At 62.1% G+C, this 22584-nt stretch carries 21 protein-coding genes; 13 read left to right on the forward strand and 8 right to left on the reverse strand.

All coding sequences use genetic code 11. The features are described 5' to 3' along the window. Nucleotides 1-31: 31 nt before the first annotated feature. From P0D84_RS08255 to P0D84_RS08275, 5 genes are all read left to right on the forward strand, one after another. On the forward strand, nucleotides 32-898 hold the full coding sequence (locus P0D84_RS08255; protein WP_408334679.1) for an aspartate/glutamate racemase family protein: 867 nt from the start codon (nucleotides 32-34) through the stop codon (nucleotides 896-898). Nucleotides 899-1129: 231 nt separating this feature from the next. After that, a complete protein-coding gene (gene puuE, locus P0D84_RS08260; RefSeq protein ID WP_408334682.1) occupies nucleotides 1130-2080 on the forward strand; it encodes an allantoinase PuuE in 951 nt (316 codons plus the stop codon). After that, nucleotides 2077-2598: a 2-oxo-4-hydroxy-4-carboxy-5-ureidoimidazoline decarboxylase gene (uraD, locus tag P0D84_RS08265; RefSeq protein ID WP_408334685.1), complete on the forward strand. Its 522-nt coding sequence runs from the start codon at nucleotides 2077-2079 to the stop codon at nucleotides 2596-2598. Before puuE ends, uraD begins: the two co-directional genes overlap by 4 nt. A gap of 79 nt (nucleotides 2599-2677) precedes the next feature. After that, on the forward strand, nucleotides 2678-3691 hold the full coding sequence (gene alc / locus P0D84_RS08270) for an allantoicase (protein WP_408334687.1): 1014 nt from the start codon (nucleotides 2678-2680) through the stop codon (nucleotides 3689-3691). Further along, on the forward strand, nucleotides 3688-4200 hold the full coding sequence (locus tag P0D84_RS08275; RefSeq protein ID WP_408334690.1) for an ureidoglycolate lyase: 513 nt from the start codon (nucleotides 3688-3690) through the stop codon (nucleotides 4198-4200). The genes alc and P0D84_RS08275 overlap by 4 nt, the downstream gene beginning before the upstream one ends. 113 nt (nucleotides 4201-4313) lie before the next feature. Here P0D84_RS08275 and P0D84_RS08280 read toward each other — a convergent pair whose 3' ends face one another. The 4 genes from P0D84_RS08280 to uraH form a co-directional block, all read right to left on the reverse strand. Continuing rightward, nucleotides 4314-5666 carry a type II toxin-antitoxin system HipA family toxin gene (locus P0D84_RS08280; RefSeq protein ID WP_408334693.1) on the reverse strand — a complete coding sequence of 451 codons (1353 nt, stop codon included), beginning with the start codon at nucleotides 5664-5666 and terminating at the stop codon, nucleotides 4314-4316. Further along, nucleotides 5663-5929 carry a helix-turn-helix domain-containing protein gene (locus P0D84_RS08285; RefSeq protein WP_408334696.1) on the reverse strand — a complete coding sequence of 89 codons (267 nt, stop codon included), beginning with the start codon at nucleotides 5927-5929 and terminating at the stop codon, nucleotides 5663-5665. Before P0D84_RS08285 ends, P0D84_RS08280 begins: the two co-directional genes overlap by 4 nt. A 261-nt stretch (nucleotides 5930-6190) precedes the next feature. Beyond that, nucleotides 6191-7384, reverse strand: a complete 1194-nt coding sequence (locus P0D84_RS08290) for a urate hydroxylase PuuD (RefSeq protein WP_408334699.1) — start codon at nucleotides 7382-7384, stop codon at nucleotides 6191-6193. 330 nt (nucleotides 7385-7714) lie between these two features. Then, entirely contained in the window at nucleotides 7715-8068 is a 354-nt protein-coding gene (gene uraH / locus P0D84_RS08295) for a hydroxyisourate hydrolase (RefSeq protein WP_012433320.1), read from the reverse strand. Nucleotides 8069-8580: 512 nt separating this feature from the next. Here uraH and P0D84_RS08300 point away from each other — a divergent pair. Then, on the forward strand, nucleotides 8581-9978 hold the full coding sequence (locus P0D84_RS08300) for an 8-oxoguanine deaminase (RefSeq protein ID WP_408334702.1): 1398 nt from the start codon (nucleotides 8581-8583) through the stop codon (nucleotides 9976-9978). 92 nt (nucleotides 9979-10070) lie between these two features. Here the strand turns inward: P0D84_RS08300 and P0D84_RS08305 are convergent, their stop codons facing one another. Then, a complete protein-coding gene (locus P0D84_RS08305; protein WP_007181594.1) occupies nucleotides 10071-11003 on the reverse strand; it encodes a LysR substrate-binding domain-containing protein in 933 nt (310 codons plus the stop codon). Between the two features lie 249 nt (nucleotides 11004-11252). Here P0D84_RS08305 and P0D84_RS08310 point away from each other — a divergent pair, with 249 nt between their 5' ends. From P0D84_RS08310 to P0D84_RS08325, 4 genes are all read left to right on the forward strand, one after another. Next, nucleotides 11253-12854, forward strand: coding sequence for an ABC transporter ATP-binding protein (locus P0D84_RS08310; protein ID WP_408334705.1), 1602 nt, complete (start codon nucleotides 11253-11255; stop codon nucleotides 12852-12854). An 81-nt stretch (nucleotides 12855-12935) separates the two neighbouring features. Continuing rightward, entirely contained in the window at nucleotides 12936-14033 is a 1098-nt protein-coding gene (locus P0D84_RS08315) for an ABC transporter permease (protein ID WP_408334708.1), read from the forward strand. A 39-nt stretch (nucleotides 14034-14072) separates the two neighbouring features. Further along, on the forward strand, nucleotides 14073-15002 hold the full coding sequence (locus P0D84_RS08320; RefSeq protein WP_408334711.1) for an ABC transporter permease: 930 nt from the start codon (nucleotides 14073-14075) through the stop codon (nucleotides 15000-15002). Nucleotides 15003-15081: 79 nt separating this feature from the next. Continuing rightward, nucleotides 15082-16176: a BMP family ABC transporter substrate-binding protein gene (locus P0D84_RS08325; RefSeq protein WP_408334714.1), complete on the forward strand. Its 1095-nt coding sequence runs from the start codon at nucleotides 15082-15084 to the stop codon at nucleotides 16174-16176. A 206-nt stretch (nucleotides 16177-16382) separates the two neighbouring features. Here the strand turns inward: P0D84_RS08325 and P0D84_RS08330 are convergent, their stop codons facing one another. Next, a complete protein-coding gene (locus P0D84_RS08330; RefSeq protein WP_074283352.1) occupies nucleotides 16383-16589 on the reverse strand; it encodes a dodecin in 207 nt (68 codons plus the stop codon). A 415-nt stretch (nucleotides 16590-17004) separates the two neighbouring features. Here P0D84_RS08330 and P0D84_RS08335 point away from each other — a divergent pair, with 415 nt between their 5' ends. From P0D84_RS08335 to P0D84_RS08345, 3 genes are all read left to right on the forward strand, one after another. Then, nucleotides 17005-18597, forward strand: a complete 1593-nt coding sequence (locus tag P0D84_RS08335; RefSeq protein ID WP_408339724.1) for an ABC-F family ATPase — start codon at nucleotides 17005-17007, stop codon at nucleotides 18595-18597. A gap of 187 nt (nucleotides 18598-18784) precedes the next feature. Beyond that, nucleotides 18785-19975, forward strand: coding sequence for an NAD(P)H-dependent flavin oxidoreductase (locus P0D84_RS08340; RefSeq protein WP_408334717.1), 1191 nt, complete (start codon nucleotides 18785-18787; stop codon nucleotides 19973-19975). 70 nt (nucleotides 19976-20045) lie between these two features. Next, nucleotides 20046-20705, forward strand: a complete 660-nt coding sequence (locus tag P0D84_RS08345; RefSeq protein WP_408334720.1) for an OmpW/AlkL family protein — start codon at nucleotides 20046-20048, stop codon at nucleotides 20703-20705. Between the two features lie 128 nt (nucleotides 20706-20833). Here the strand turns inward: P0D84_RS08345 and P0D84_RS08350 are convergent, their stop codons facing one another. Together P0D84_RS08350 and P0D84_RS08355 are read right to left on the reverse strand one after the other, a co-directional pair. Further along, the gene (locus P0D84_RS08350; RefSeq protein ID WP_408223405.1) at nucleotides 20834-21037 is read right to left on the reverse strand and encodes a DUF1289 domain-containing protein; all 204 of its coding nucleotides are present in this window, start codon (nucleotides 21035-21037) and stop codon (nucleotides 20834-20836) included. Nucleotides 21038-21208: 171 nt separating this feature from the next. Continuing rightward, complete coding sequence (locus P0D84_RS08355; RefSeq protein WP_408334723.1) at nucleotides 21209-22537, reverse strand: phospholipase A; 1329 nt, start codon at nucleotides 22535-22537, stop codon at nucleotides 21209-21211. Between the last annotated feature and the right edge of the window lie 47 nt (nucleotides 22538-22584).

Consider the following 22584-nt stretch of genomic DNA (forward strand, 5'->3'; position numbering starts at 1 on the left):
CTGAGTCATTTGAGTCGCAACAGGAGTGGATATGCGCATCAAACTGATTAATCCAAATACGACACAACGTATGACGGATGCCATGGGCCGCTGTGCGCGCGAAGTCGCCGCGCCCGGCACCGAAGTGATTGCGGTGAATCCGACGATGGGGCCGCCGTCGATTGAAGGCTATTACGACGAAGCACTGGCGACGCCCGGCTTGCTGGCCGAGGTCATTGCCGGCGAACGTGAGGGCTGCGATGGTTACGTGATCGCCTGTTTCGGCGACCCCGGTCTGTACGCGGCACGTGAGCTGGCGCGCGGTCCGGTGATCGGTATCGCCGAGGCCGCGATGCATGCGGCAAGCGTGCTGGCGCCGGGGTTTTCGGTGGTGACCACCTTGGCGCGCACCTGCGGCATGGCGTGGCACCTCGCGGAGCGCTACGGCATGAAGCGTTTCTGCCGCAACGTGCGGGCCACCGACGTCGCCGTGCTCGACCTGGACAAGCCCGGCTCGGCGGCGCGCCGCATCATCCTCGACGAATGCCGGCGCGCGCTGGAGGAAGATGGCTCGGACGCGATCGTGCTCGGTTGCGCCGGCATGGCCGAGTTGTGCGCGGAGATCGAAGATGCATTGGGCGCACCGGTGATCGAGGGCGTGACAGCCGCGCTCAAATGGACCGAGGCGCTGGTCGCGCTGCGGCTCTCCACGGCCAAGCGCGGCGACTATGCGCGGCCTCTGGCCAAGCGTTACGACGGCGCATTGGAAGCTTTCAGTCCGGCCGACGCGGACCCCAATCCGCAACCGTCCCGCGATTCGGCCGCAAGCACCGCCGAAAGCGCAAATTCAAGCGGCTCACTGCGGGTAAACACCACGGAACGCCCGGTGGGGCCGGCTTCGCACATACTTCCGGTCTGACACGCACTATCTGCCCGGGTGTATGGGCGCACCCGGGCGTTTTCGCTACACTGATCCCACTCGGCGCTGGTGCCCGAACGCTATTTTGCTGCTGCTTCTGGTGCCAATATTGAGGGCTGTTTTCCCCGCGCCGGCGTGAGTAACATACAAACACACGCAATCAGACCCCACGTGCATGTCACGTGAGTTTCGCGCGAATTTTACGTACCGTCACCACGCTTTCGTCAAACCATGCCACTCGACTCGAACTATCCACGCGATCTGATCGGCTACGGCCGCTACCCGGTGCAGGCGAACTGGCCGGGTCGGGCGCGTGTCGCTGTGCAATTTGTCCTGAACTACGAAGAAGGCGGTGAAAACTGCGTGCTGCACGGCGATCCGGGCTCGGAGCAGTTTCTGTCGGAAATCGTGGGCGCGGCGGCTTATCCGGCGCGTCACATGAGCATGGAGTCGATTTACGAATACGGCTCGCGCGCAGGCGTATGGCGCATCCTGCGCGAATTCGAAAAGCGCGGCCTGCCGCTCACGGTGTTCGGCGTCGGCATGGCGATCGAACGGCATCCTGAGCTCGGGCGCGCCTTCGTCGAACTCGGTCATGAGATCGCTTGCCACGGCTATCGCTGGATCCATTACCAGGACGTGTCGCCGGAAAAAGAGGCGGAGCATATGCGCCTCGGCATGGAAGCGATCGAGCGCATTACCGGCGAACGCCCGCTCGGCTGGTATACCGGCCGTGATAGTCCCAACACGCATCGTCTCGTCGCCGAACACGGCGGCTTCCTGTACGACTCGGATTATTACGGCGACGACCTGCCGTTCTGGATGGATGTCGAAGTAACCGGCGGTGCGAAGAGCCCGCAACTGATCGTGCCGTACACGCTCGACACCAACGATATGCGTTTTGCGAGCCCGCAGGGCTTCAACACCGCGGACCATTTCTTCACGTACCTGCGCGACGCGTTCGACGTGCTCTACGAAGAAGGCGACGAAGCCCCGAAGATGCTGTCGATCGGCATGCACTGCCGTTTGCTCGGCCGCCCTGGGCGTTTCCGTGCGCTGCAACGTTTTCTCGACCATATCGAACAGCACGATCGCGTGTGGGTGACGCGGCGCGTCGATATCGCGCGTCACTGGCGCGAACATCACCCTTACCAGCAAAACAACCGCGGGGCAGCGGCATGAAGGCGATGCAATACACTCTGGACCAACTCAACAGCACCTCAACCGACGCGTTCGTCGCGGCGCTGTCGGGCATATTCGAGCACTCGCCGTGGGTCGCGGAAATCGCCGCGCAGCAACGGCCGTTTGCCAGCATCGACGAACTGCATGGCAAGATGTCGAGCATCGTCAAGACTGCGGGCGTTGCGAAGCAACTGGCGTTGATCAATGCCCACCCGGAGCTCGCCGGCAAGGCCGCGGTGCGCGGCGAGCTGACCGCCGAATCGACGCGTGAGCAGAGCGGCGCGGGCCTCGCCCAGTGCACGCAGGAAGAATTCGACAAGCTGCTGGCGCTGAACAGCGCCTATCGCGAGAAGTTCGGCTTTCCGTTCATCCTCGCGGTGCGCGGTTACGACCGCCACGGCATCATCGCCAACTTCGAGGCGCGCGTGAATAACAGCCGCGCCGATGAATTGCGCGCGAGCCTCGATCAAATCTATCGCATCGCACGTTTCCGGCTCGACGACCTGATCGACGCGTAAGGTTTAACCACGCGTCGCGAAACTCGGACGTCGGCCCGAAGCGCTTTTTCAGCACCAGCAAACACTAAGGAAGACAAAGATGGCACTCCCGATTCTCGACCCCAACGCACCGGAATTCACGCGCCGCTATGTGAATCTGGCGGATCCGCGTCTGGGCGCGCAGGCGCTCGAGGCCAGCGACGATTTCTTCGCACCGAAGGAACGCATGCTGAATCCGGAGCCGGCCGTCTTCATTCCGGGCAAGTACGACGACAACGGCAAGTGGATGGACGGCTGGGAAACGCGCCGCAAGCGCGCCAACGGTTACGACTGGTGTGTCGTGAAGCTCGCGCGTCCGGGCGTGATCAAGGGTCTCGATCTCGACACCAGCCACTTCACGGGCAACTTCCCGCCGGCAGCTTCGGTTGAGGCTGCGCGAGTCGTCGACGGTGCGCCGAACCAGTCGACGCAATGGACCGAAATCGTCCCGTCGACCACGCTGCAAGGCAATAGCCACCACTATCACGAGGTCAGCGATGCGAACGCCTACACGCATCTGCGCGTGAACATCTACCCGGACGGCGGGATTGCGCGCCTGCGGGTGTATGGCCAGCCGCAAGTCGACTGGGCCGGCGCGAGCCGCACCGAGCAGTTCGATCTCGCCGCGATGGAAAACGGCGCCTATCTGGTTGCGGCGAACAACCAGCACTTCGGCGCGGCATCGACGATTCTGATGCCTGGCCGCGGCGTGAACATGGGCGACGGCTGGGAAACGCGCCGTCGCCGTGAACCGGGCAATGACTGGGCGATCGTCGCGTTGGCACAGCCGGGCGTGATCAGGAAGATCGAAGTCGACACGGCACACTTCAAGGGCAACTATCCGGACCGTTGCTCGATCCAGGCCGCGTACGTGACGGGCGGCACGGACAGCTCGCTGATCACGCAAGCCATGTTCTGGCCGGTGTTGCTGGACGAACAGAAGCTGAAGATGGACAACCAGCACTATTTCGAAAGCGAAATCGCTGCATTGGGTCCGGTTACGCACGTGCGTTTCAACATCATTCCGGACGGCGGCGTGTCGCGTCTGCGTCTGTGGGGCACGCTCGCATCATGAAAACGCTGGCAATCGAACCGTTGACGAAGGAAGCGTTCGCCGCATTCGGCGACGTGATCGAACTCGAAGGCGCGAAGCAGATTCCGATCAATCTCGGCACCACGATCCGCTATCACGATCTCGCGAAAGTGGACGTGACCGACGAAGACGGCCGCACGCTGGTGAATCTGTTTCGCGGGCAACCGCGCACGCTGCCGTTCGAAGTGAAGATGCTTGAACGCCATCCGCTGGGCAGCCAGGCCTTCGTGCCGCTGAATGACAAACCGTATCTGGTGGTCGTGGCGCCGGCGGGCGAACTGGACCCGCAGCAGATTCGCGCGTTCGTGACGAGCGGCTGGCAGGGTGTGAACTATGCGAAGGGCGTTTGGCACCATCCGCTGATCGCATTGGGCGACGTGAGCGACTTTATCGTCGTCGATCGTGGCGGCGATGGACTCAACCTGAACGAGCAGGATCTGGCCGAGTCGCTCTGGCTCACGGAAGATGCGTTGAGCGCGGTGACTGTTTGAGATTTCGCGCTTCGACGCAGCAGGTCGAGCAAGTCGACCATGCAAAAAGCCCACCGTGCATGTTGTGGGCTTTTTGCTTTTGCAGGCGAGGATTGCCGGCGCGATGCCGTATTTCAGCCGCGCTTGCCGAGTAGCGGTGAACGCCCGATGATTTCCCGCGCGCGTTCCGCCGGCTCGGGTGCGGAAAATCCTGCCGCCTCGATCGCTGGTTTAAGTCCTTTGAATTGCGGGCTTTTCTTCGGCGATCTCAAGGACGTCATGCCTTCGTCCCACGCATGCAGCATCTGCTTGGCGACCTGGCGCCACTGCGGTTCATTGCGCGACGCTTCGATCAATTCATGACCGACCTCGACCGCCGAATCGCACAGCGCTTCCACCATCTGCGCGTATTGCCGCGGCGCAATCCCCATACGCGTGTTGAAAAAACGCTCGAGCGTTTTGCCGGCCGCCCAGGTTTTTCGCCCGTCGATAGGCAAACCCGGTGGATTGGCCGCGAAACGCGGATAGGCCTGTGTCGTGACGATGTCGTAGACCGGCGTGAACGCGACATCATCGACCGACGTGTAGAACAGTGCGACGTTCTTCGTATGACAGTCTGCGTTACGCACCACATAGTTCGTCAGCAGATGCCAGCCGAGTTGTTCGAGTTGCAGCCGCATACTATCGCGATCGAGCAGATACGCTTTTGCGGCATTGAGCATCTTCTCGCTGGTCGAATTGTATTTTTCATGTGGCGGCAAGCCCAACAATCCGCACATATCCTCGACGCCATACGCAGGCAGTCCATTGGCATCCACGTCGAAACGTTCGACGATCAGCGCACGGCCGTCATCCGACATCTGCGTGCGCGCGACCGGCGCCACGCCGACGTGCTCCAGCACGCGCATCGAATAAAACTCATTGAAGCCGAGAAACGGTGTGTTGTCGTCAGAGCCTTTGACGATGTGACGGCTCGTTCGAATGGTCGGTTTGCCGAGCGGGATTGGCGTTGAAGGACTGGCAGCGATTTGCGCCTGAGGCGCGATGAACTTCGGCACGGCGCCCGAGATGGCCGCGCGCGCATATTCGCGCACGAGTACGGCGAAATGCTCGGCTGTGTTGTCGCCGTGCAAGATGTCCTGCACGTCCAGCGGCTGCAATGCGGTGCCAGGCTCAACGCCTTCAGGCGTGACGGTGACGCGGCCAATCCCTATTGCACCGACCACCGCAAGCAACGAGAGGTCCGTGCCGTCGAGCAGAGGGCCGAACTGCTCGCGGATCAGATTCAGCAGATAGCCTTCGGGAAGGTTCTGCCGGAAAAACGGATGCAGGTCGCGCGGCCAGCGCCAGGCTTCTTCGCGCACCGGCATGGTTAAGCTGACGAAGTCGTTCGCCGTCGCGTCACGGTTGTATTTGAGGATGTAATCGTCGCGCTCGCGGAACAGCGTGGCGACATTTTTGCCTAGAACCTGAACATCGAGCCTCATGAGTTGGAATCCGGCATGCGTTGCTCCGCCAGGATGTCCTCGAGTGTTCGTCCGTGTCCGTGGGGAACGAATTTGAGGTCGTAGCCTGCCGCCTCGAGCAGACGCACGAGGGCCGAAACGCTCATGTCGTTCCTGGCGAGCGTTTCCATGCGCGCGACCGTGGTGCGGGCGACCCCCGCCCGGTGCGCCAGTTCCTCCTGTGACAAGTTGCTGTCGCGCCTAACGGCCTTCAGCATGTCTGCGACGTCAGCAAGATTGGTCATTTGTAGCCCAAGGGCATCAATTTGGCGGAAATTAGACTATATTGTAGCCCATAGGACACAAAATGCTTTTATAAATTTATGTCCCAAGGGCTACAAAACGGTCGAATTTGGTCTAAATTGTAGCCTTTCGGCTACAAATCGCAGGTGGTGCCGTGCAGCTGGCATAGCCTGCCCGCCGCTAACGAAAAACGGGCCTCCCGCTTGCGCGAAAAAGCCCGCTTTCCAATCCGCAGCGCCGGGCGCGATGCCCGGCCATTTCCATTACTTCGCCGCACCGCCTTCGAACCACGCGGCGATCTTCATGCGCTCGTCATCGGTCATATGCGTGACGTTGCCCAGCGGCATTGCCTTCAAGGTCACCGCCTGCTGATAGATCCGCTGTGCGTTCTGCGAGATCTCATCCGGCGTATCCAGCAGCACGCCGGCCGGGGCGCTGCCCATCATCGTCGGATGCGCTGAGTGGCATGCCACGCAGCGCTGTTGCAGCACCGGCGCGATATCGGTCACTCGAACGACCGGCGCATTCGCCGCCTGCGCTTGCGGCACGATCGGCTTGGGCATCGTCCAGAAGAGGGCGCAGAACATCAGCACGATACCGACCAGCGGCAAATACCACAGTACCTGGCCACGGTGACGCATCACGAAGAATTGGCGAATCAGCGCGCCGGCCAGCATGATGATCACGAGCACGGCCCAGTTGTACGGATGCGTGTAGGTCATCGCATAGTGGTTCGACAGCATCGCGAACACTACCGGCAGCGTGAAATACGTGTTGTGCACCGAGCGTTGCTTGCCGCGCTTGCCGTAGATCGGGTTCGGCGTTTCACCCTTGAGCATCGAGGCAACCATCTTGCGCTGACCCGGGATGATCACGAAGAACACGTTCGCCGACATGATCGTGGCCAGCATCGCACCCATGATCAGGTAAGCCGCGCGGCCTGCGAAGATATGACACGCGAGCCACGCCGCGATCAGTACGTAAGCGCCGACACAGATGCCGAGCACCTTGTCCCTGTTACCCAGCAAACGGCACAGCGAGTCATACACGATCCAGCCCGCGGCGAGGAAGCCGAGTGCCGAAGCGACGGCCACCACCGGGCCCATGTCGAGCACATTCCTGTCGATCAGGTACGTGGACGGCGAGAACAGATACAGCACCGTGAAGAGGCCGAAGCCCGACAGCCACGTGGTGTACGAAGGCCACTTGGACCAGTGCAGATCGTCCGGCATTTCCGGCGGTGCGACGGTGTACTTCTGCATGTTGTAGAAGCCGCCGCCGTGCACATGCCACAGTTCGCCGAACACCCCGCGCCTGCGCTGGTTAGGGTCCTCTGGTGGTTTCAGGCTGTTGTCCAGCGCGACGAAGTAAAACGATTCGCCGATCCATGCAATCGCGGCGATGACGTGGAACCAGCGAATCGCCAGATTCAGCCAGTCGGTGATAAAGCCTTCCATGAACTCCTCCACTTCTGATTCGTTGTGCGTGCAACGACGCTGGTGTCCTCACTGCGCCTTCGGTGACCCGGCTGACGGGTCGTCGGCATGCATGGCGCCGCTGCACAGACTGCGGGGTGTCCCCCAAGGGGACTTCTTTCAGGGCGAAAGACGCGGTGCGCTCAGTTCGCACAGCGCCGTTTTTTATTGGGACCTGGGGTCGCGTCACACGCATTCGATTGCGCTTCGCGGTTGTGTCTCCACGCATCTGCGCAGTGCAATCGGGCGCGATCAAAAAAGCAACGTCAACCTCGTTCTCTTCCAACGCCTATCGAAAAACGCTCTGTGCGCTTAACTGCCTCGATAGGTACTGTACGACCACGGCGACACCAGCAGCGGCACGTGATAATGCGCACCGGCATCGGCCACGCCGAAACGCAGCACGACGCGGTCGACAAAACGCGGCTCGGGCACCTTCGTGCCGATCGAAGCAAAGTAATCGCCGGCGCCGAACACAAGTTCGTATTCGCCCGCGACCAATGCGTCGCCTTCGAGCAGCGGCTGGTCACAGCGGCCGTCGTCATTGGTGGTGGTGGTTTTGAGCGCGCGGCGGGTGTCGCCGGAGAGCGCGAAGAGTTCGACCTTGATGCCCGCGCCAGGACGGCCGTTCGCGGTGTCGAGCACATGGGTAGTGAGCTTTCCCATTCGCAATTTTCCTTATGTGAATGCGAGGTTTCGGCGGCGGCCCGATCCAGAATACGTTGCGGCGGATCGAGGCTCCACGTCAGTGGCTACATACCCGTCGGCGAATTGAAGCGAGCGCCGTGGCAGCCATTGTAAAAAGGATGTTCACGTCAGCGCGCCCGAGATAGGAAAGATAATAGCTGGCGCATGACAGACAGCCTGCTGAAAGCCGCAACGCGTCGTTTTGTTCGATTGTTGCAGTGCATTTAACCTATTGGCGGATCGTACCGGCGCCAAAAAGGTCCACTATATCGGCAGCGTGAACTTGGGTATCTCATTGGCGCGAGTTGTCAGCATTATTTTGACCGTCGAAGGTTACGCCTGTGCTGCGGCAGCGCGGCACATCCCGAAGACGGCGATAACACGCTGGGTAACCGGGCCAACGGCGTTCAACGGGACGTGGCGGCACGGTTGGCGTGCCGTCACATCGCGTTCGAACGGCTTTGCACTGAAGCAATGAAGCGGAGAAGCGAATGACGATGGAGCAGGCGGCCCAAAAGCCGAACAAGCCTAAACGAACGATGCTGGTCAAGCACGCGGACGTGCTGGTCACGATGGACGGCGCCCGGCGCGAACTGCGCGACGGCGGTATGTACATCGAGGACAACCGCATCGTCGCGGTCGGACCGACGGCGGAATTGCCGCAAACGGCCGACGAAGTGCTGGACATGCGTGGTCACCTGGTGATTCCAGGACTGGTGAACACGCACCACCATATGTATCAGAGCCTGACGCGCGCGATTCCGGCCGCGCAGAACGCCGAGTTGTTCGGCTGGCTGACCAGCCTCTATAAGGTGTGGGCGAACCTTACGCCGGAGATGATCGAAGTCTCGACCTTGACGGCGATGGCCGAGCTGTTGCTGTCCGGTTGCACGACCTCGAGCGACCATTTGTATATCTACCCGAACGGCAGCCGTCTCGACGACAGCATCGTCGCGGCAGAGCGGATCGGCATGCGTTTTCACGCAGCGCGCGGCAGCATGAGCGTGGGGCAGAAGGACGGCGGGTTGCCGCCGGATTCGGTGGTCGAACGTGAAGCGGACATCCTGAAGGACACGCAGCGGCTGATCGAGACGTATAACGACGCAGGCCGTTACGCGATGCTGCGCGTGGTGGTGGCGCCGTGCTCGCCGTTCTCGGTGAGCCGCGATCTGATGCGCGAATCGGCGGTAATGGCGCGGCATTACGGGGTGTCGCTGCACACGCACCTGGCGGAGAACGTCAACGACATTGCGTATAGCCGCGAGAAGTTCGGCATGACGCCGGCCGAGTATGCGGAAGATCTCGGCTGGGTCGGTCACGATGTATGGCACGCGCACTGTGTGCAACTCGACGACGCGGGCATCGAACTGTTCGCTCGCACGGGCACCGGCGTGGCACATTGCCCGTGCTCGAACATGCGGCTCGCCTCGGGGATTGCGCCGGTCAAACGGATGCGTCTTGCCGGCGTGCCGGTGGGCCTGGGCGTGGACGGCTCGGCGTCGAACGACGGTGCGCAAATGATCGCCGAAGTACGCCAGGCGCTACTGCTGCAGCGGGTCGGCTTCGGACCGGACGCGATGACCGCGCGTGAAGCCCTGGAAATCGCCACGCTAGGCGGCGCCAAAGTGTTGAATCGCGATGACATTGGCGCGCTGGCACCGGGCATGGCCGCGGACTTTGTGTCGTTCGATCTGCGTCAGCCGTTGTTTGCCGGTGCCTTGCATGATCCGGTCGCGGCGTTGGTGTTCTGCGCGCCGTCGCAGGTGAGCCATAGCGTGATCGGCGGCAAGGTGGTGGTGAAAGGCGGACAGTTGACGACGCTGGAACTCGGACCGGTCATCGAGCAGCACAACCGGTTGGCGAAGACGCTGTATGAAGCGGCTTCGTAGCGAAGGAGCAAAGGTAGCGTAAGCACACAATGGAAGAAGCAGGTCTATCGGCATCCGCAAAAGGCTGATGCCGATAGACCGCAGCGTAAAGCTCAAGGCTTGTCGATCAACGTCCTGGTGGCTTCCGCCACCAGGCTGCGCAGCCAGCGCACTTCGTCGGAATAATGCACGCGCTCGTGCCACAGCTGGTAGTACTGCATCGGCGGGAAATCGAGCGGGGCGGGCACCACGGTCAGCGGCAGGAACTTGGCGTAGTAATCGGCAAACAGGCGCGTCGTCGTGAAGATCAGATCGGACTTGATCAGGACGTAGGGCGCCAGATTGAAGTACGGCAACGTAACGACAACATGACGTTTTAACCGCTCACGCGCGAGATGCACGTCGATCGCGCCCCGTTGGCCCACCGAGTAAGGAGTAGGCGCAAGATGCGGTGCATTCAGATACTGGTCGAGCGTCAGCCCGCCACGTTTGGCGAACGGATGCGCGTTGCTCATCAGGCAGACGATCTGATCGACGAACAGATTCGACAGGTGCAGTTGTTCCGGCGGCTCCGGCCAGTTACCGACCACGATGTCGAGCTTGCCGTCCTCGAGCGCGAGTTCGTAGTCGAAGGCAGGCCCGAGCGAGTGAAATTCGAGCGTCGCGTTCGGCGCGGCCTGACGAAAACGTTCGACCACCGTCGGCACGAACAGCACGTTCAGGTAGTCCGGGCAGCCGATCCGGTAGCAACGGATCGAGGTGGCCGGATCGAAGTTGTGCTGCTGGAACTTGATGCGTTCGATCTCGCGCAGCGCGTTCTGCACCGGTTCGAGCAGGCGCAGGCCGTACTCGGTCGGCACCATGCCGGACTTTCCGCGCACCAGCAGCGGATCGCCGGTGATGTCGCGCAATCGGCGCAGTGCCGCGCTGATAGCAGGTTGCGATTGATTCAGTTTGACGGCCGCGCGCGTGACGCTGCGCTCCATCAGCAGGGTGTGCAAGACGCGTAACAGGTATGTATCGATCGCCTCGCGTTGCTGACTCATGACTTCTCCGAAATATATGTTCTGGCTGATCGAACGGGCGTGGGTGTATATGACTTTTAATATGAACACAAATTCACGTCAAGAGTGGGATACCCGCAGAGCACGCTGCGGCGCGGGTTTGCGGGGAATTTTGGCGGCTCGACTGAGTGGGTCGAATTAGGTATTGTCATCCGGTTGTGGTGACGGATCGCTTGCTGACAGGGCGGCGGACGCGCCGCGGCGGCAGTCTCTGACGTACTACGGAATCACATGAGCAACTCTTCTTATAGCGACGGCGCCGCCGCGCAGCCGGCAAACAGGCCGGAACAGGCGGCGCCCCGGTTGATGCTTCAGGGCATCACCAAACAATATCCGGCCGTGCGGGCCAACGACGACGTCACGCTGATCGTCGCGCCGGGTGAAATCCATGCCGTGCTCGGCGAAAACGGCGCCGGCAAAAGCACCTTGATGAAAATCATCTACGGCGCGGTGCGGCCCGACGCGGGCGAGATCCGCTGGGAAGGTCACCCGGTCGAGATCGCCAGCCCAGCGGCGGCGCGCAAGCTCGGCATCGGCATGGTATTCCAGCATTTTTCGCTGTTCGAGACGCTCACGGTCGGCGAAAACATCGCGCTCGCGCTCGACGAACCGTTCGATCTGAAGACGCTTTCCAAGCGTATCCGCGAAGTCTCCGCCGACTACGGCCTCGACATCGACCCGCAACGTCACGTGCATAGCCTGACCGTGGGCGAGCGGCAACGCGTGGAGATCGTGCGCTGTCTGCTGCAGAATCCGCGTCTGCTGATCATGGACGAACCGACTTCGGTGCTGACGCCGCAAGCGGTCCGCAAGCTCTTCGAGACGCTGCGGCGTCTCGCGGCCGAAGGCTGCAGCATTCTCTACATCAGCCACAAGCTCGACGAAATCCAGGAGTTGTGCGACACCGCCACGGTGCTGCGCGGCGGCCGCGTGACCGGTCACGTGACGCCGAAAGAAGAAACTCATGCATCGCTCGCGCAGTTGATGGTCGGCCATTCGCTGCCGGATTACACGCGACGTGAACACACCCCCGGTGCGGTGCTGCTCGACGTGAAGCAGTTGTCGGTGGAAAGCGACGATCCGTTCGGCACCTCGCTCAATAACGTCTCGTTCGGTGTGCATGCCGGCGAGATTTTCGGTATCGCGGGCGTGTCGGGCAATGGGCAGGCCGAATTGCTGTCGGCACTCTCCGGTGAAAAACGCGGCGCGCGCGCCGACGCGGTCACGATCTGCGGCAAGCAGGCAGGGCGCCTTGGCGCAGGCGGCCGGCGCGCGCTCGGCTTCGGTTTTGTGCCGGAAGAGCGCCTGGGCCGCGGCGCTGTGCCGGCGATGACGCTGTCGGAAAATGCGCTGCTCACCGCGCATCGTCAGCAGATGGTGAGTTCCGGCTGGATCAAGGCCGGCGCGATGCGCGCCTTCGCCAGGCGCTGCATCGAAGCCTTCGACGTGCGTTGCGGCGGCTCTGAAGCGTTGGCGCAAAGTCTCTCCGGCGGCAACCTGCAGAAATACATCATGGGACGCGAGATTCTGCAGGCGCCCAAGGTGCTGGTGGTCGCGCAGCCGACCTGGGGCGTCGACGTCGGCGCGGCAGCGTTCATTCGCCAGCAACTGCTCGACTTGTCCGCGCGCGGTGTGGCGATTCTGGTGATTTCCGAGGAACTGGAAGAGTTGTTCGACATCTGCGATCGCATCGCGGTGCTCGCCGGTGGCAGACTTTCGCCGGTGCGTGCCACGGGGGCGACCAACGCGGAGGAAATCGGCCGCTGGATGGCAGGCCTGTTCGGCGACCGCGAGGGCGCGGCGCCTTCGGCGGAACAGCCGGCGCATGCCTGAGCCGAAGCCGGATCGACCACTTTGCATCGGCCGCTTCGCATCGACGCTAAACACAAGAACCCGCTATAACCACACGCTCCCATGATTCTTCCGTATCGACTCGAAGCACGCACGACGCCCTCGCGCACAATGCAGCTTGCCGTGCCGCTGATCGCCGCGTTGCTCACGCTCGCGATCGGCTTCCTGATCTTCAGCCTGGTCGGCCGCGATCCGCTCGAAGCCATGCACGCGTTTTTCATCGACCCGCTTTCCACTGTGAACGGCTGGTCCGAACTACTGCTGAAGGCCTCGCCGTTGTGCCTGATCGGCCTCGGTCTCGCGATCGGCTATCGCGCCAACGTCTGGAATATCGGCGCTGAAGGGCAGATGCTGCTTGGCGGCATCGCCGCGAGCGGCGTCGCGATCTATTTCGATCAGGCCACCGGCTGGTGGATTCTGCCGACCATGATGATCGCCGGCGTGCTCGGCGGCATGGCATGGGCGGCGATCCCCGCGCTCCTGAAAAGCCGCTTCAACACCAACGAGATTCTCGTCAGCCTGATGCTCACGTATGTGGCCACGCAGTTGCTGATCTATCTGGTGAGCGGCCCGTGGCGCGATCCGCAGGGGATGAATTTTCCGCTCTCCGAAATGTTCAGCGGCGACGCGCTCTATCCGACGTTCTCCGGCGATTGGCACTGGAAATGGCTGCGCGGCACGCGTTTGAACGCCTCCGTGTTCGTCACGCTGATCGCGATTCCGTGCGTGTGGCTGTTCATGCGCAAGAGCTTTGCGGGCTACCGCATGAACGTTGGCGGTCTCGCGCCGCTCGCCGCGCGCTACGCCGGTTTCTCCGACAAGAAAACCATCTGGACGTCGCTGCTGATCAGCGGCGGTCTGGCGGGTCTCGCCGGCATGGGCGAGATCGCGGGTCCGATTGGCCAGTTGCAGGCGACGTGGTCGCCGGGCTACGGTTTTACCGCGATCATCGTCGTGTTCGTGGGCCGGCTGCATCCGGTCGGCATCGTGCTCGCGAGCCTTCTGATGGCGCTGCTGTATCTGGGCGGCGAAGCGGTGCAGACCTCGATGCAATTGCCGCAGGCGCTCTCCGGCGTGTTCCAGGGGCTGTTGCTGTTTTGCCTGCTGGGTGCTGACCTGTTCGTGAACTATCGCGTGCGCCGGCGCTCGGTCGCCGCGTAAGTCCACTCATTCGCCACTGATTTTTCCCGCCGGATCTCCATGGATATTCAACAAGCCAGCGCGCTCACCTCGAGCGCCGTCACCGCCGCGATTCCGCTGATGTTCGCGGGCGCAGGCGAACTCGTCACCGAGAAGTCGGGCGTACTCAACCTCGGCGTCGAAGGCATGATGCTGATGGGCGCCGTGACCGGCTATGCGGTCACCGCCATTAGCGGCAGCCCGTGGCTCGGGGTGGTCGCCGCGATCGGCGCGGGCCTCGCGATGTCGCTGCTATTCGCGTTCCTCACGCTGACCATGCTCGCCAATCAGGTCGCCACGGGCTTGTCGCTGACGATCTTCGGCATTGGTTTGTCGGCCTATGTCGGCAAACCGTACACGTCGGCAGCGGTGCGCGCCACGATCGACACGTGGACCATTCCGGGTCTCTCGAAGATTCCGGTGCTGGGACCCGCGCTCTTCAGCCTCACGCCGCTCGATTACCTCGCGTTCCTGATGTTCGCGGTGATCTGGTGGTTCCTGTATCGCACGCGTGCGGGCCTCGTGCTGCGCTCGGTCGGCGAATCGCCGCAAGTGGCGCATTCGGTCGGCTTTCCGGTGGTCGGCGTGCGTTACGGCGCGGTCGCCTTCGGCGGCGGCATGGCGGGGCTCGCAGGCGGTTACTACTCGATCGTCAATCTGCATTTGTGGCAGGAACAGCTGACGTCCGGCCGCGGCTGGATCGCGCTCGCGCTGGTGGTGTTCGCGACGTGGCGCCCGGGGCGCCTGCTGATCGGCGCGCTGTTGTTCGGCGCCGTGACCGGTCTGCAGTTTTACGCGCAGGCCATTGGCGTGCCGGTGCCGACGCAGTTCCTCGCGATGTTGCCGTATGTCGCGACCGTCGTCGTGCTGGTGCTGATTTCCCGCAACCCGAACACGATTCGTCTGAATGCACCCGCATCGCTCGGCAAACCGTTTTTCTCGGCGGGCTGACGTGGATGGGTTCGCTAGCCTATTCGCACGTGACCGACCACACGTTTCAAATCAATCGACAAACACGACAGGAAAAAACATGAAGAGAAGAAATCTGCTGACCGCATTCGCATGGGGCGCGGCCTCGCTGGCGCTCGCCGCGCCGCTCGCGCAAACCGCGCAAGCGGCTGACGCGCCGGGCGTCGCATTCGTCTACCTCGGCAATCCGGGCGACGCGGGCTGGACCTTCGCGCACGATCAGGGCTCGAAGGAAGCGGAAGCAAAGTTCGGCAACAAGATCAAGATCACCCGCATCGAGAACGTGCCTGAATCGGCCGACTCGGAACGCGTGTTCCGCGATCTGGCGAACAAGGGCAACAAGATCATCATCGGTTCGAGCTTCGGCTATCAGGACTTCGAACTGAAAGTCGCGAAGGACTTCCCGGACACGGTGTTCCTGCACGCAACCGGCTACAAGAAGGCGCCGAACTTCGGCACCTACGACGTGCGCATGTACCAGGGCGCGTACCTCGCAGGCGTGGCCGCGGGCTATGTGACGAAGACCAACACGCTGGGCTTTGTCGCGTCGGTGCCGATTCCCGAGGTGGTCCGCAACATCAACGCGTACACGCTCGGCGCGCGTTCGGTGAATCCGAAGATTCACACCAAGGTCATCTGGATCAACAGCTGGTTCGATCCGGGCAAGGAAAAGCAGGCCGCAGAAACGCTGATCGGCCAGGGCGCCGACGTGCTGCTGCAAAACACCGATTCGAGCGCGACGCTCGCGACCGCATCGGAAAAGCACGTGCATGCATTCGGCTGGGATTCGGACATGAAGAAGTTCGGTCCTGACGCGCACCTCGGTTCGGTGGTCGGGCATTGGGGCGTGTATTACAGCGCGGCGATCCAGCAGGTGCTGGACGGCAAGTGGAAAAACGATCCGGTGTGGTGGGGCATTCCGCAGAAGGCCGTCAATCTTGAAGACCTGAACACGTCGGTGATTTCAGCCGACGCGCAGAAGCAGGTCGCGGCGAAGCGCGAACAACTGGCAGGCGGTAAGTGGGACGTGTTCACGGGCCCGATCAAGGACCAGTCCGGCGCGGTGAAGGTGCCGGCGGGCAAGACGCTGACCGATCCCGAACTGCAACGTCTGAACTGGTACGTGGAAGGCGTGGACGGTTCGCTGCCGAAGTAATCCGGCTGTCGCGGTCATTGCGAGCCGATCGTGTCACTGTCGAGCAGGTCGCGATCGGGCGAGCAACAATTGACTGAATAACAATCGAAGGTCGCTATCGACCAGGCGGCGGTTTCAGCAACCGCTGCATTGAGACGCTGCGTCCGGTACGGACGCAGCTTTTTTTTCGTTTCGGATCATGTGTCGAAGATGTTTCAGCCGACGCGCTAGTCGATGCGCAGCCCCACCTTGATGGTCACCTGCCAGTAGGCGACCTTGTCGTTTTCGATCTGGCCCCGCGTTTCCGTCACTTCGAACCAGTGCAAATTGCGCAGCGTCTTCGACGCTTTTGTAATCGCGGTGCTGATGGCGTCGTCGATCGATTTGGTCGATGAGCCGGTCAGTTCGATTTGTTTGTAGACGTGTTCTGACATGAACTTCCTCCTTTGATCTTCGTTGGTGTGCAAAAAGTATAGGCAATGGATCGCGGCCGACGTCCTGTCGATGTCCTTTGTGCGCGCGAGCCATCCCGCACGTCCCGTGCCCGGTATGCCGCCTCCCCGGCATACAAAACCGGCAGGCGATGCCGGTTTCGCCGACGGTCCAGCAACTGCTGCGTCCCGGCGACGGGGCCAGGAGAGGCCGATCTGTCGGCCTTCATCGACGTTTTGCACGCGCCGGGCAGTGGCTGGAAGACAGCCAGGCGGCGCGAAGCGGGCATGGACGAAGCCCGCGCGAAGCTCGAGCGAGGCGTCAAAACGGGCGAGCATGGCGCGTGTGGGGGTTGAATTCGCGATAACCTGCTAAAATATCGGGTTGTTCGCCGATATCACCTTCAAAGGACGCGCCGTGCTGTCTACCGCCAATATCACCATGCAATTCGGGCCAAAGCCCCTCTTCGAGAACATCTCGGTCAAGTTCGGGGGAGGGAACCGCTATGGCCTGATTGGTGCGAACGGCTGCGGTAAGTCCACCTTCATGAAGATCCTCGGCAGCGATCTGGAACCGAGCTCCGGCAACGTGATGCTCGAACCGAATATCCGTCTGGGCAAGCTGCGCCAGGACCAGTTCGCGTACGAAGAGGTGCGCGTGCTCGACGTCGTGATGATGGGCCACGCCGAAATGTGGGCCGCCATGACCGAGCGCGACGCGATCTACGCGAACCCGGACGCCACCGACGACGACTACATGCATGCGGCCGAACTCGAAGCGAAGTTCGCCGAGTACGACGGCTACACCGCCGAAGCGCGTGCCGGCGAGCTGCTGCTCGGCATCGGCATCGCGATTGAAGACCACAACGGCCCGATGAGCAATGTGGCGCCTGGCTGGAAACTGCGCGTGCTGCTCGCGCAGGCGCTGTTCTCGAAGCCGGACGTGCTGCTGCTGGACGAGCCGACCAACAACCTGGACATCAACTCGATCCGTTGGCTGGAAGACGTGCTCAACCAGTACAACTCGACGATGATCATCATCTCGCACGATCGCCACTTTCTGAACCAGGTGTGCACGCACATGGCCGACATGGACTTCGGCACGTTGAAGGTCTATCCGGGCAATTACGACGACTACATGCTGGCCAGCACGCAGGCGCGCGAGCGTCAGCAGAACGCCAACGCCAAGGCGAAGGAACGTGTCGCCGACCTGCAGGACTTCGTGCGCCGCTTCTCGGCGAACAAGTCGAAGGCGCGTCAGGCTACCAGCCGTCTGAAGATGATCGACAAGATCAAGATCGAGGAATTCAAGCCGTCGTCGCGGCAGAACCCGTTCATCCGCTTCGAGTACGAAAAGAAGCTGCACAACATTGCCGTGGTGGCCGACAAGATCTCGAAGAAGTACGAGCGCTCGATCTTCAACGACTTCAGCATCAGCGTGCAGCCTGGCGAGCGGATCGCGATCATCGGCGAGAACGGTGCGGGTAAGACCACGCTGCTGCGCTCGCTGCTCGGCAGGCTCACGCTGGATCACGGCACGGTGAAGTGGGCGGAAAACGCCAACGTCGGGTACATGCCGCAGGATACGTATGAAGAGTTTCCGGACGACATCACGCTGATGGACTGGATCGACGGCTACCGCCAGGAAGGCGACGACGAGCAGATGGTGCGCGGCACGCTCGGCCGTCTGCTGTTCAATGCCGACGACATCCGCAAGTCCGTGAAAGTGCTCTCCGGTGGCGAGAAGGGCCGCATGATCTGGGGCAAGCTGATGCTGGGCCGCCACAACGTGCTGCTGATGGACGAGCCGACCAACCACATGGACATGGAGTCGATCGAGTCGCTGCAGATCGCGCTCGACAAGTTCGAAGGCACGCTGATTTTCGTGTCGCACGACCGTGAGTTCGTGAGCGGCCTCGCGAACCGCATCATCGAAGTGAAGACCAACGGCACGCTGAACGACTTCGGCGGCAACTATGAAGACTTCCTGTTGAGCCAGGGCGTGCAGTAAGCGCTCCTCGCTTCACGGCGCAGCGTAAAGCAAAGCCCGCTTCTTCGAAGCGGGCTTTTTTCATGACCAAGATCAACCAACCCGACGCGAAACCAAACCGTCAAACAGGCTCATTGACCCAACGCAACGCAAGCCGCGCTCAACGACCGATTATCACCGCTTCGTTCGTCCCTCCCTCGGCTCGTCAATGCACACCTCTCACTCATTCCCACCGCTCGTTATCCGCGGCCGCTCGCTGCTGCCGATCGTACAAGGCGGCATGGGCGTCGGTATCTCGGCGCACCGGCTGGCCGGCAGCGTCGCCCGCGAGGGTGCACTCGGTACCATCGCCAGCATCGATCTGCGTCATCACCATCGCGATCTGATCGCGCTCTGTCGGCAAGCGCCTGATCGGGCTACGCTCGAACAGGCGAACCTCACCGCGCTGGCCCGTGAAATCCACGCTGCCAAAGCGCTCAGCGATGGCCGCGGCATGATCGCCGTCAACGTGATGAAAGCAGTCAATGCGCAAGCAGATTATGTGCGCGTCGCCTGCGAAAGCGGCGCCGACGCGATCGTCATGGGCGCGGGCCTGCCGCTCGATTTGCCGGACATGACGCAAGGCCACGACATCGCGCTGATCCCGATCCTGTCGGATAGCCGCGGCGTCGCACTGGTGCTGAAGAAGTGGCTGAAGAAGGGCCGCTTGCCCGACGCCGTCGTGATCGAACATCCGGCCCACGCAGGTGGCCATCTCGGCGTGACAAACCTCGCCGATCTGCACGACCCGCGCTTCGATTTCCTGCGTGTCCTCGAGGAACTCCATGCGGTATTCATCTCGCTCGGTTTGAGTCGCCAGGATGTGCCCTTGATCGTCGCGGGCGGCATCAATAGTCACGAAGCCGTACGCGAGTTACTGACCGCGGGTGCCAGCGGTGTGCAGCTCGGCACACCGTTCGCCGTCACGGAAGAAGGCGACGCGCATCCGAACTTCAAGCGCGTGCTGGCCGACGCGACGCCCGACGACATCGTCGAATTTGTCAGCGTGACGGGGCTGCCGGCGCGCGCCGTGAAGACGCCGTGGCTGATGCGCTATCTGCGCCACGAAGCGAAAATCCGCGAGAAGATCGGCACGCTCAAACACGTATGTCCGACCGCGCTCGAATGTCTCAGTGTCTGCGGTTGGCGCGATGGTGTCGAGAAGTTCGGCCACTTCTGCATCGACACGCGGCTCGCCGCGGCATTGCGCGGCGACGTGGCCAACGGTCTGTTCTTTCGCGGCCGCGAAGCGTTGCCGTTCGGCACCGCTATCCGCAGCGTCCACGACCTGATCGAACTGCTCCTGACCGGCGTGACGCGACCGGCTGTCGCAGGGCGATGGGCGTTCTCGCTCGGTTGATGCGGGTCAACGTGAAGCCTCGCGAGAACTTCGACAATCCCCGCACGCAAACAACCACTCGGGGAAGCACATGAAGCACTCGCTCAGGAACAGAATCAAGGCCGCTGCCGTCGCGTCGTGTCTGCTATGCACAGGCGCGCCGCCGGCGGCGCACGCTCAGGCTGCCGGCAACGACCAGATGAACGGCATACACGCCGGCGACATACTGGTGCGTCTGCGCGCAATCAGCATCATGCCGGACGTGGGAACCAGCCAGTCGCTGTCGGCGCTCAACGTGGGCGTCAACAACGCCATCGTGCCGGAACTGGATCTGACCTACATGATCCGCGATTACCTCGGCGTCGAGCTGATTCTCGGCACGTCGCGCCATCAATTGAGTTCGAGCCTCGGCAATCTCGGCGGCGTGAACGTGTTGCCGCCCACGCTGTTGCTGCAATATCACTTCAACCACGCAGGGCGTATCCGTCCGTATGTCGGTGCGGGTCTGAATTACACATTGTTCTATAACAATGGTCTGAACGCAGGCGGTCAGCCGATCTCGATCACCAACCACAGCTTTGGCCCCGCCTTGCAGGCAGGTGTGGACGTGCAGGTGACCAAGTCGCTGTTCGTCAACGCGGACATCAAGAAAATCTGGATGCACACCGACGCCTCGCTTGGCGCTCAGCCGCTCGGCCGTCTGAATATTGATCCGCTGGTGGTCGGGTTGGGTGTCGGTATGCGGTTCTGATTTACGCGCTGGAGCAGCTGCGCCCATGATGCAAAAACGCCGGAATTCCGGCGTTTTTTATTGCAATTCCAATCGGGAGACACGCTCGCCGACAGCAGGGCCTATACGCGTCCCGCGGCGCGATCCGGCTATAGCTTGTCGTTCCTGAAGCGCATGGCCGTGCCGTCCTGCTCGATGCGTACCCACACGGCGCGCTTTTCCTCGTCGCTCAGGAACACCCAGTTGGATACTTCGGTGGCGGTGCGGCCGCAGCCTTTGCAGACCTCGTCGAACAGCGTGGAACAGACGCCGATACACGGGCTGTCGGGAAGATCGTGGAGATTCGAAGCCATCGGAAACCTTGGAGCGCAGAAGCGAAGTTCCGCTATGTTAACCGATGCGGCGGTCGCGCCTCGGCGCAGTCAACACCATGGCCAGGAACCATGGACGAATGGCAGCATCCGGCGGTGCTTTGACCCGAACCCGACAGCTTCAAAATCATCAGCTCCCAACCGGGACCGTCCTCAGCGCGCGATGCTGTACCCGACCCGCGCTATCCAGTGCTGCCGATTGTTGTAATCAAGCAGATCCTCGCCGTAACCGTTGAAGTATCCGATCCAGAGATACCCGCCCCACTTGCTGCCGAGCAGTTTGGCGAGCGGATAGGTGAATTGCGAATCGACGCTGCCGTACCAGTGTTTGGTGCCTTTGCGCAGCGTGGTTGCGAGTTGCCAGCCGTCCGGGCTGCCGTATTTGACCAGCAGGTCGACGTAGCCGCGATAGTCGGCGATATCGGGGTTGCTGCTAGTGCCAAGGTAGTAATAGATTTTTGGCGAGACGGTTAGATGGTTGCCCGTCAGATCGCCGAATTCCCATGTCGGGCGGATGAAGGGCATGTTGATGCTGCGCGAGTCGGTGCCCGCCTTGCCGTTCGATTCATGCGAGATACCCGCCGCAAAACCCATGCGCGTGAAAAACGGACTATGCCAACCGGTGTCCGGCACGTAGTAGAACAACTGCGGGGAGTAGGTCGTGTCGCGGAACGGCCGCGAGTCGGCGGACAGATCCCAGATCGAGGTCTGCGTATAGGCGAAGTACAGGTTGTCGAGGAAGGCCTTCGAGCGCAGATCGTCCGGCATCAGGATGCGGTATTTGAAGCTCAGTTGCAGCCGGGCGTTCGTGTCGCCATTGTGGCCGAAGGCGATGTACATCGGCTCGTAGTAGGAGACGTGCGCGAGCACGCCGCGTCCGGTGGTGGACAGCGAGTCGCCGGGAGGCGACATCGCGTCGCCTGTCGGGCCGCCCACGGCCGCGGCTGTTTCGGCGGCCTGGGCAGGCGTGGCCGCCTGGCTTTCCGCTCGTTCTGCCTGGGCAATGGCGTCCTGCTGCGGCCCGCGATTGATCGCGACGAGTGCCGGCGACGCGTCGAAGCCCACTGGATCGATGCGCACTTCGCCGCGTGCCGACTGCGGCCACGGTGCCGAGAAACGCACTTTGCGGAATTGACCTGGCCGCAGATGCAGCGTGTCGGGCACGCCGGGTTCGCGCTGCAAGTCGAGCGGCTGCGGCGACTCTTCGGCGCCGTTCAAGGTGACGCGGATAGTCGGCGGGACGGTGACGGTGAGGGCGCGGGTGTCGTCGGCGGAATAGAGCAGCGTGATTTGCAATGGCTCGTTGGCAGCGGCGACGCGCGCCGGCTGCAGCATCGCGACCGTCGCGCGGGCCTCGCCAGAGAAGGCGGCGATGGCGACGAGCGTGGACAGCAGGGCGGTGCGTGAAATGCGCCGGACGGCGCGCTGACTTTGAAGTGACGTATCGAGGGCGAGGCGGGCAAGCGAAGCGTAAAAGCGCATGGGCTGTCGTCCAGGGAGCAGGGGCGTGAGCGAGGCGGCAGGCGGCG

The organism is Paraburkholderia sp. RL17-337-BIB-A (assembly GCF_046025895.1).
Classification (GTDB): domain Bacteria; phylum Pseudomonadota; class Gammaproteobacteria; order Burkholderiales; family Burkholderiaceae; genus Paraburkholderia; species Paraburkholderia fungorum_C.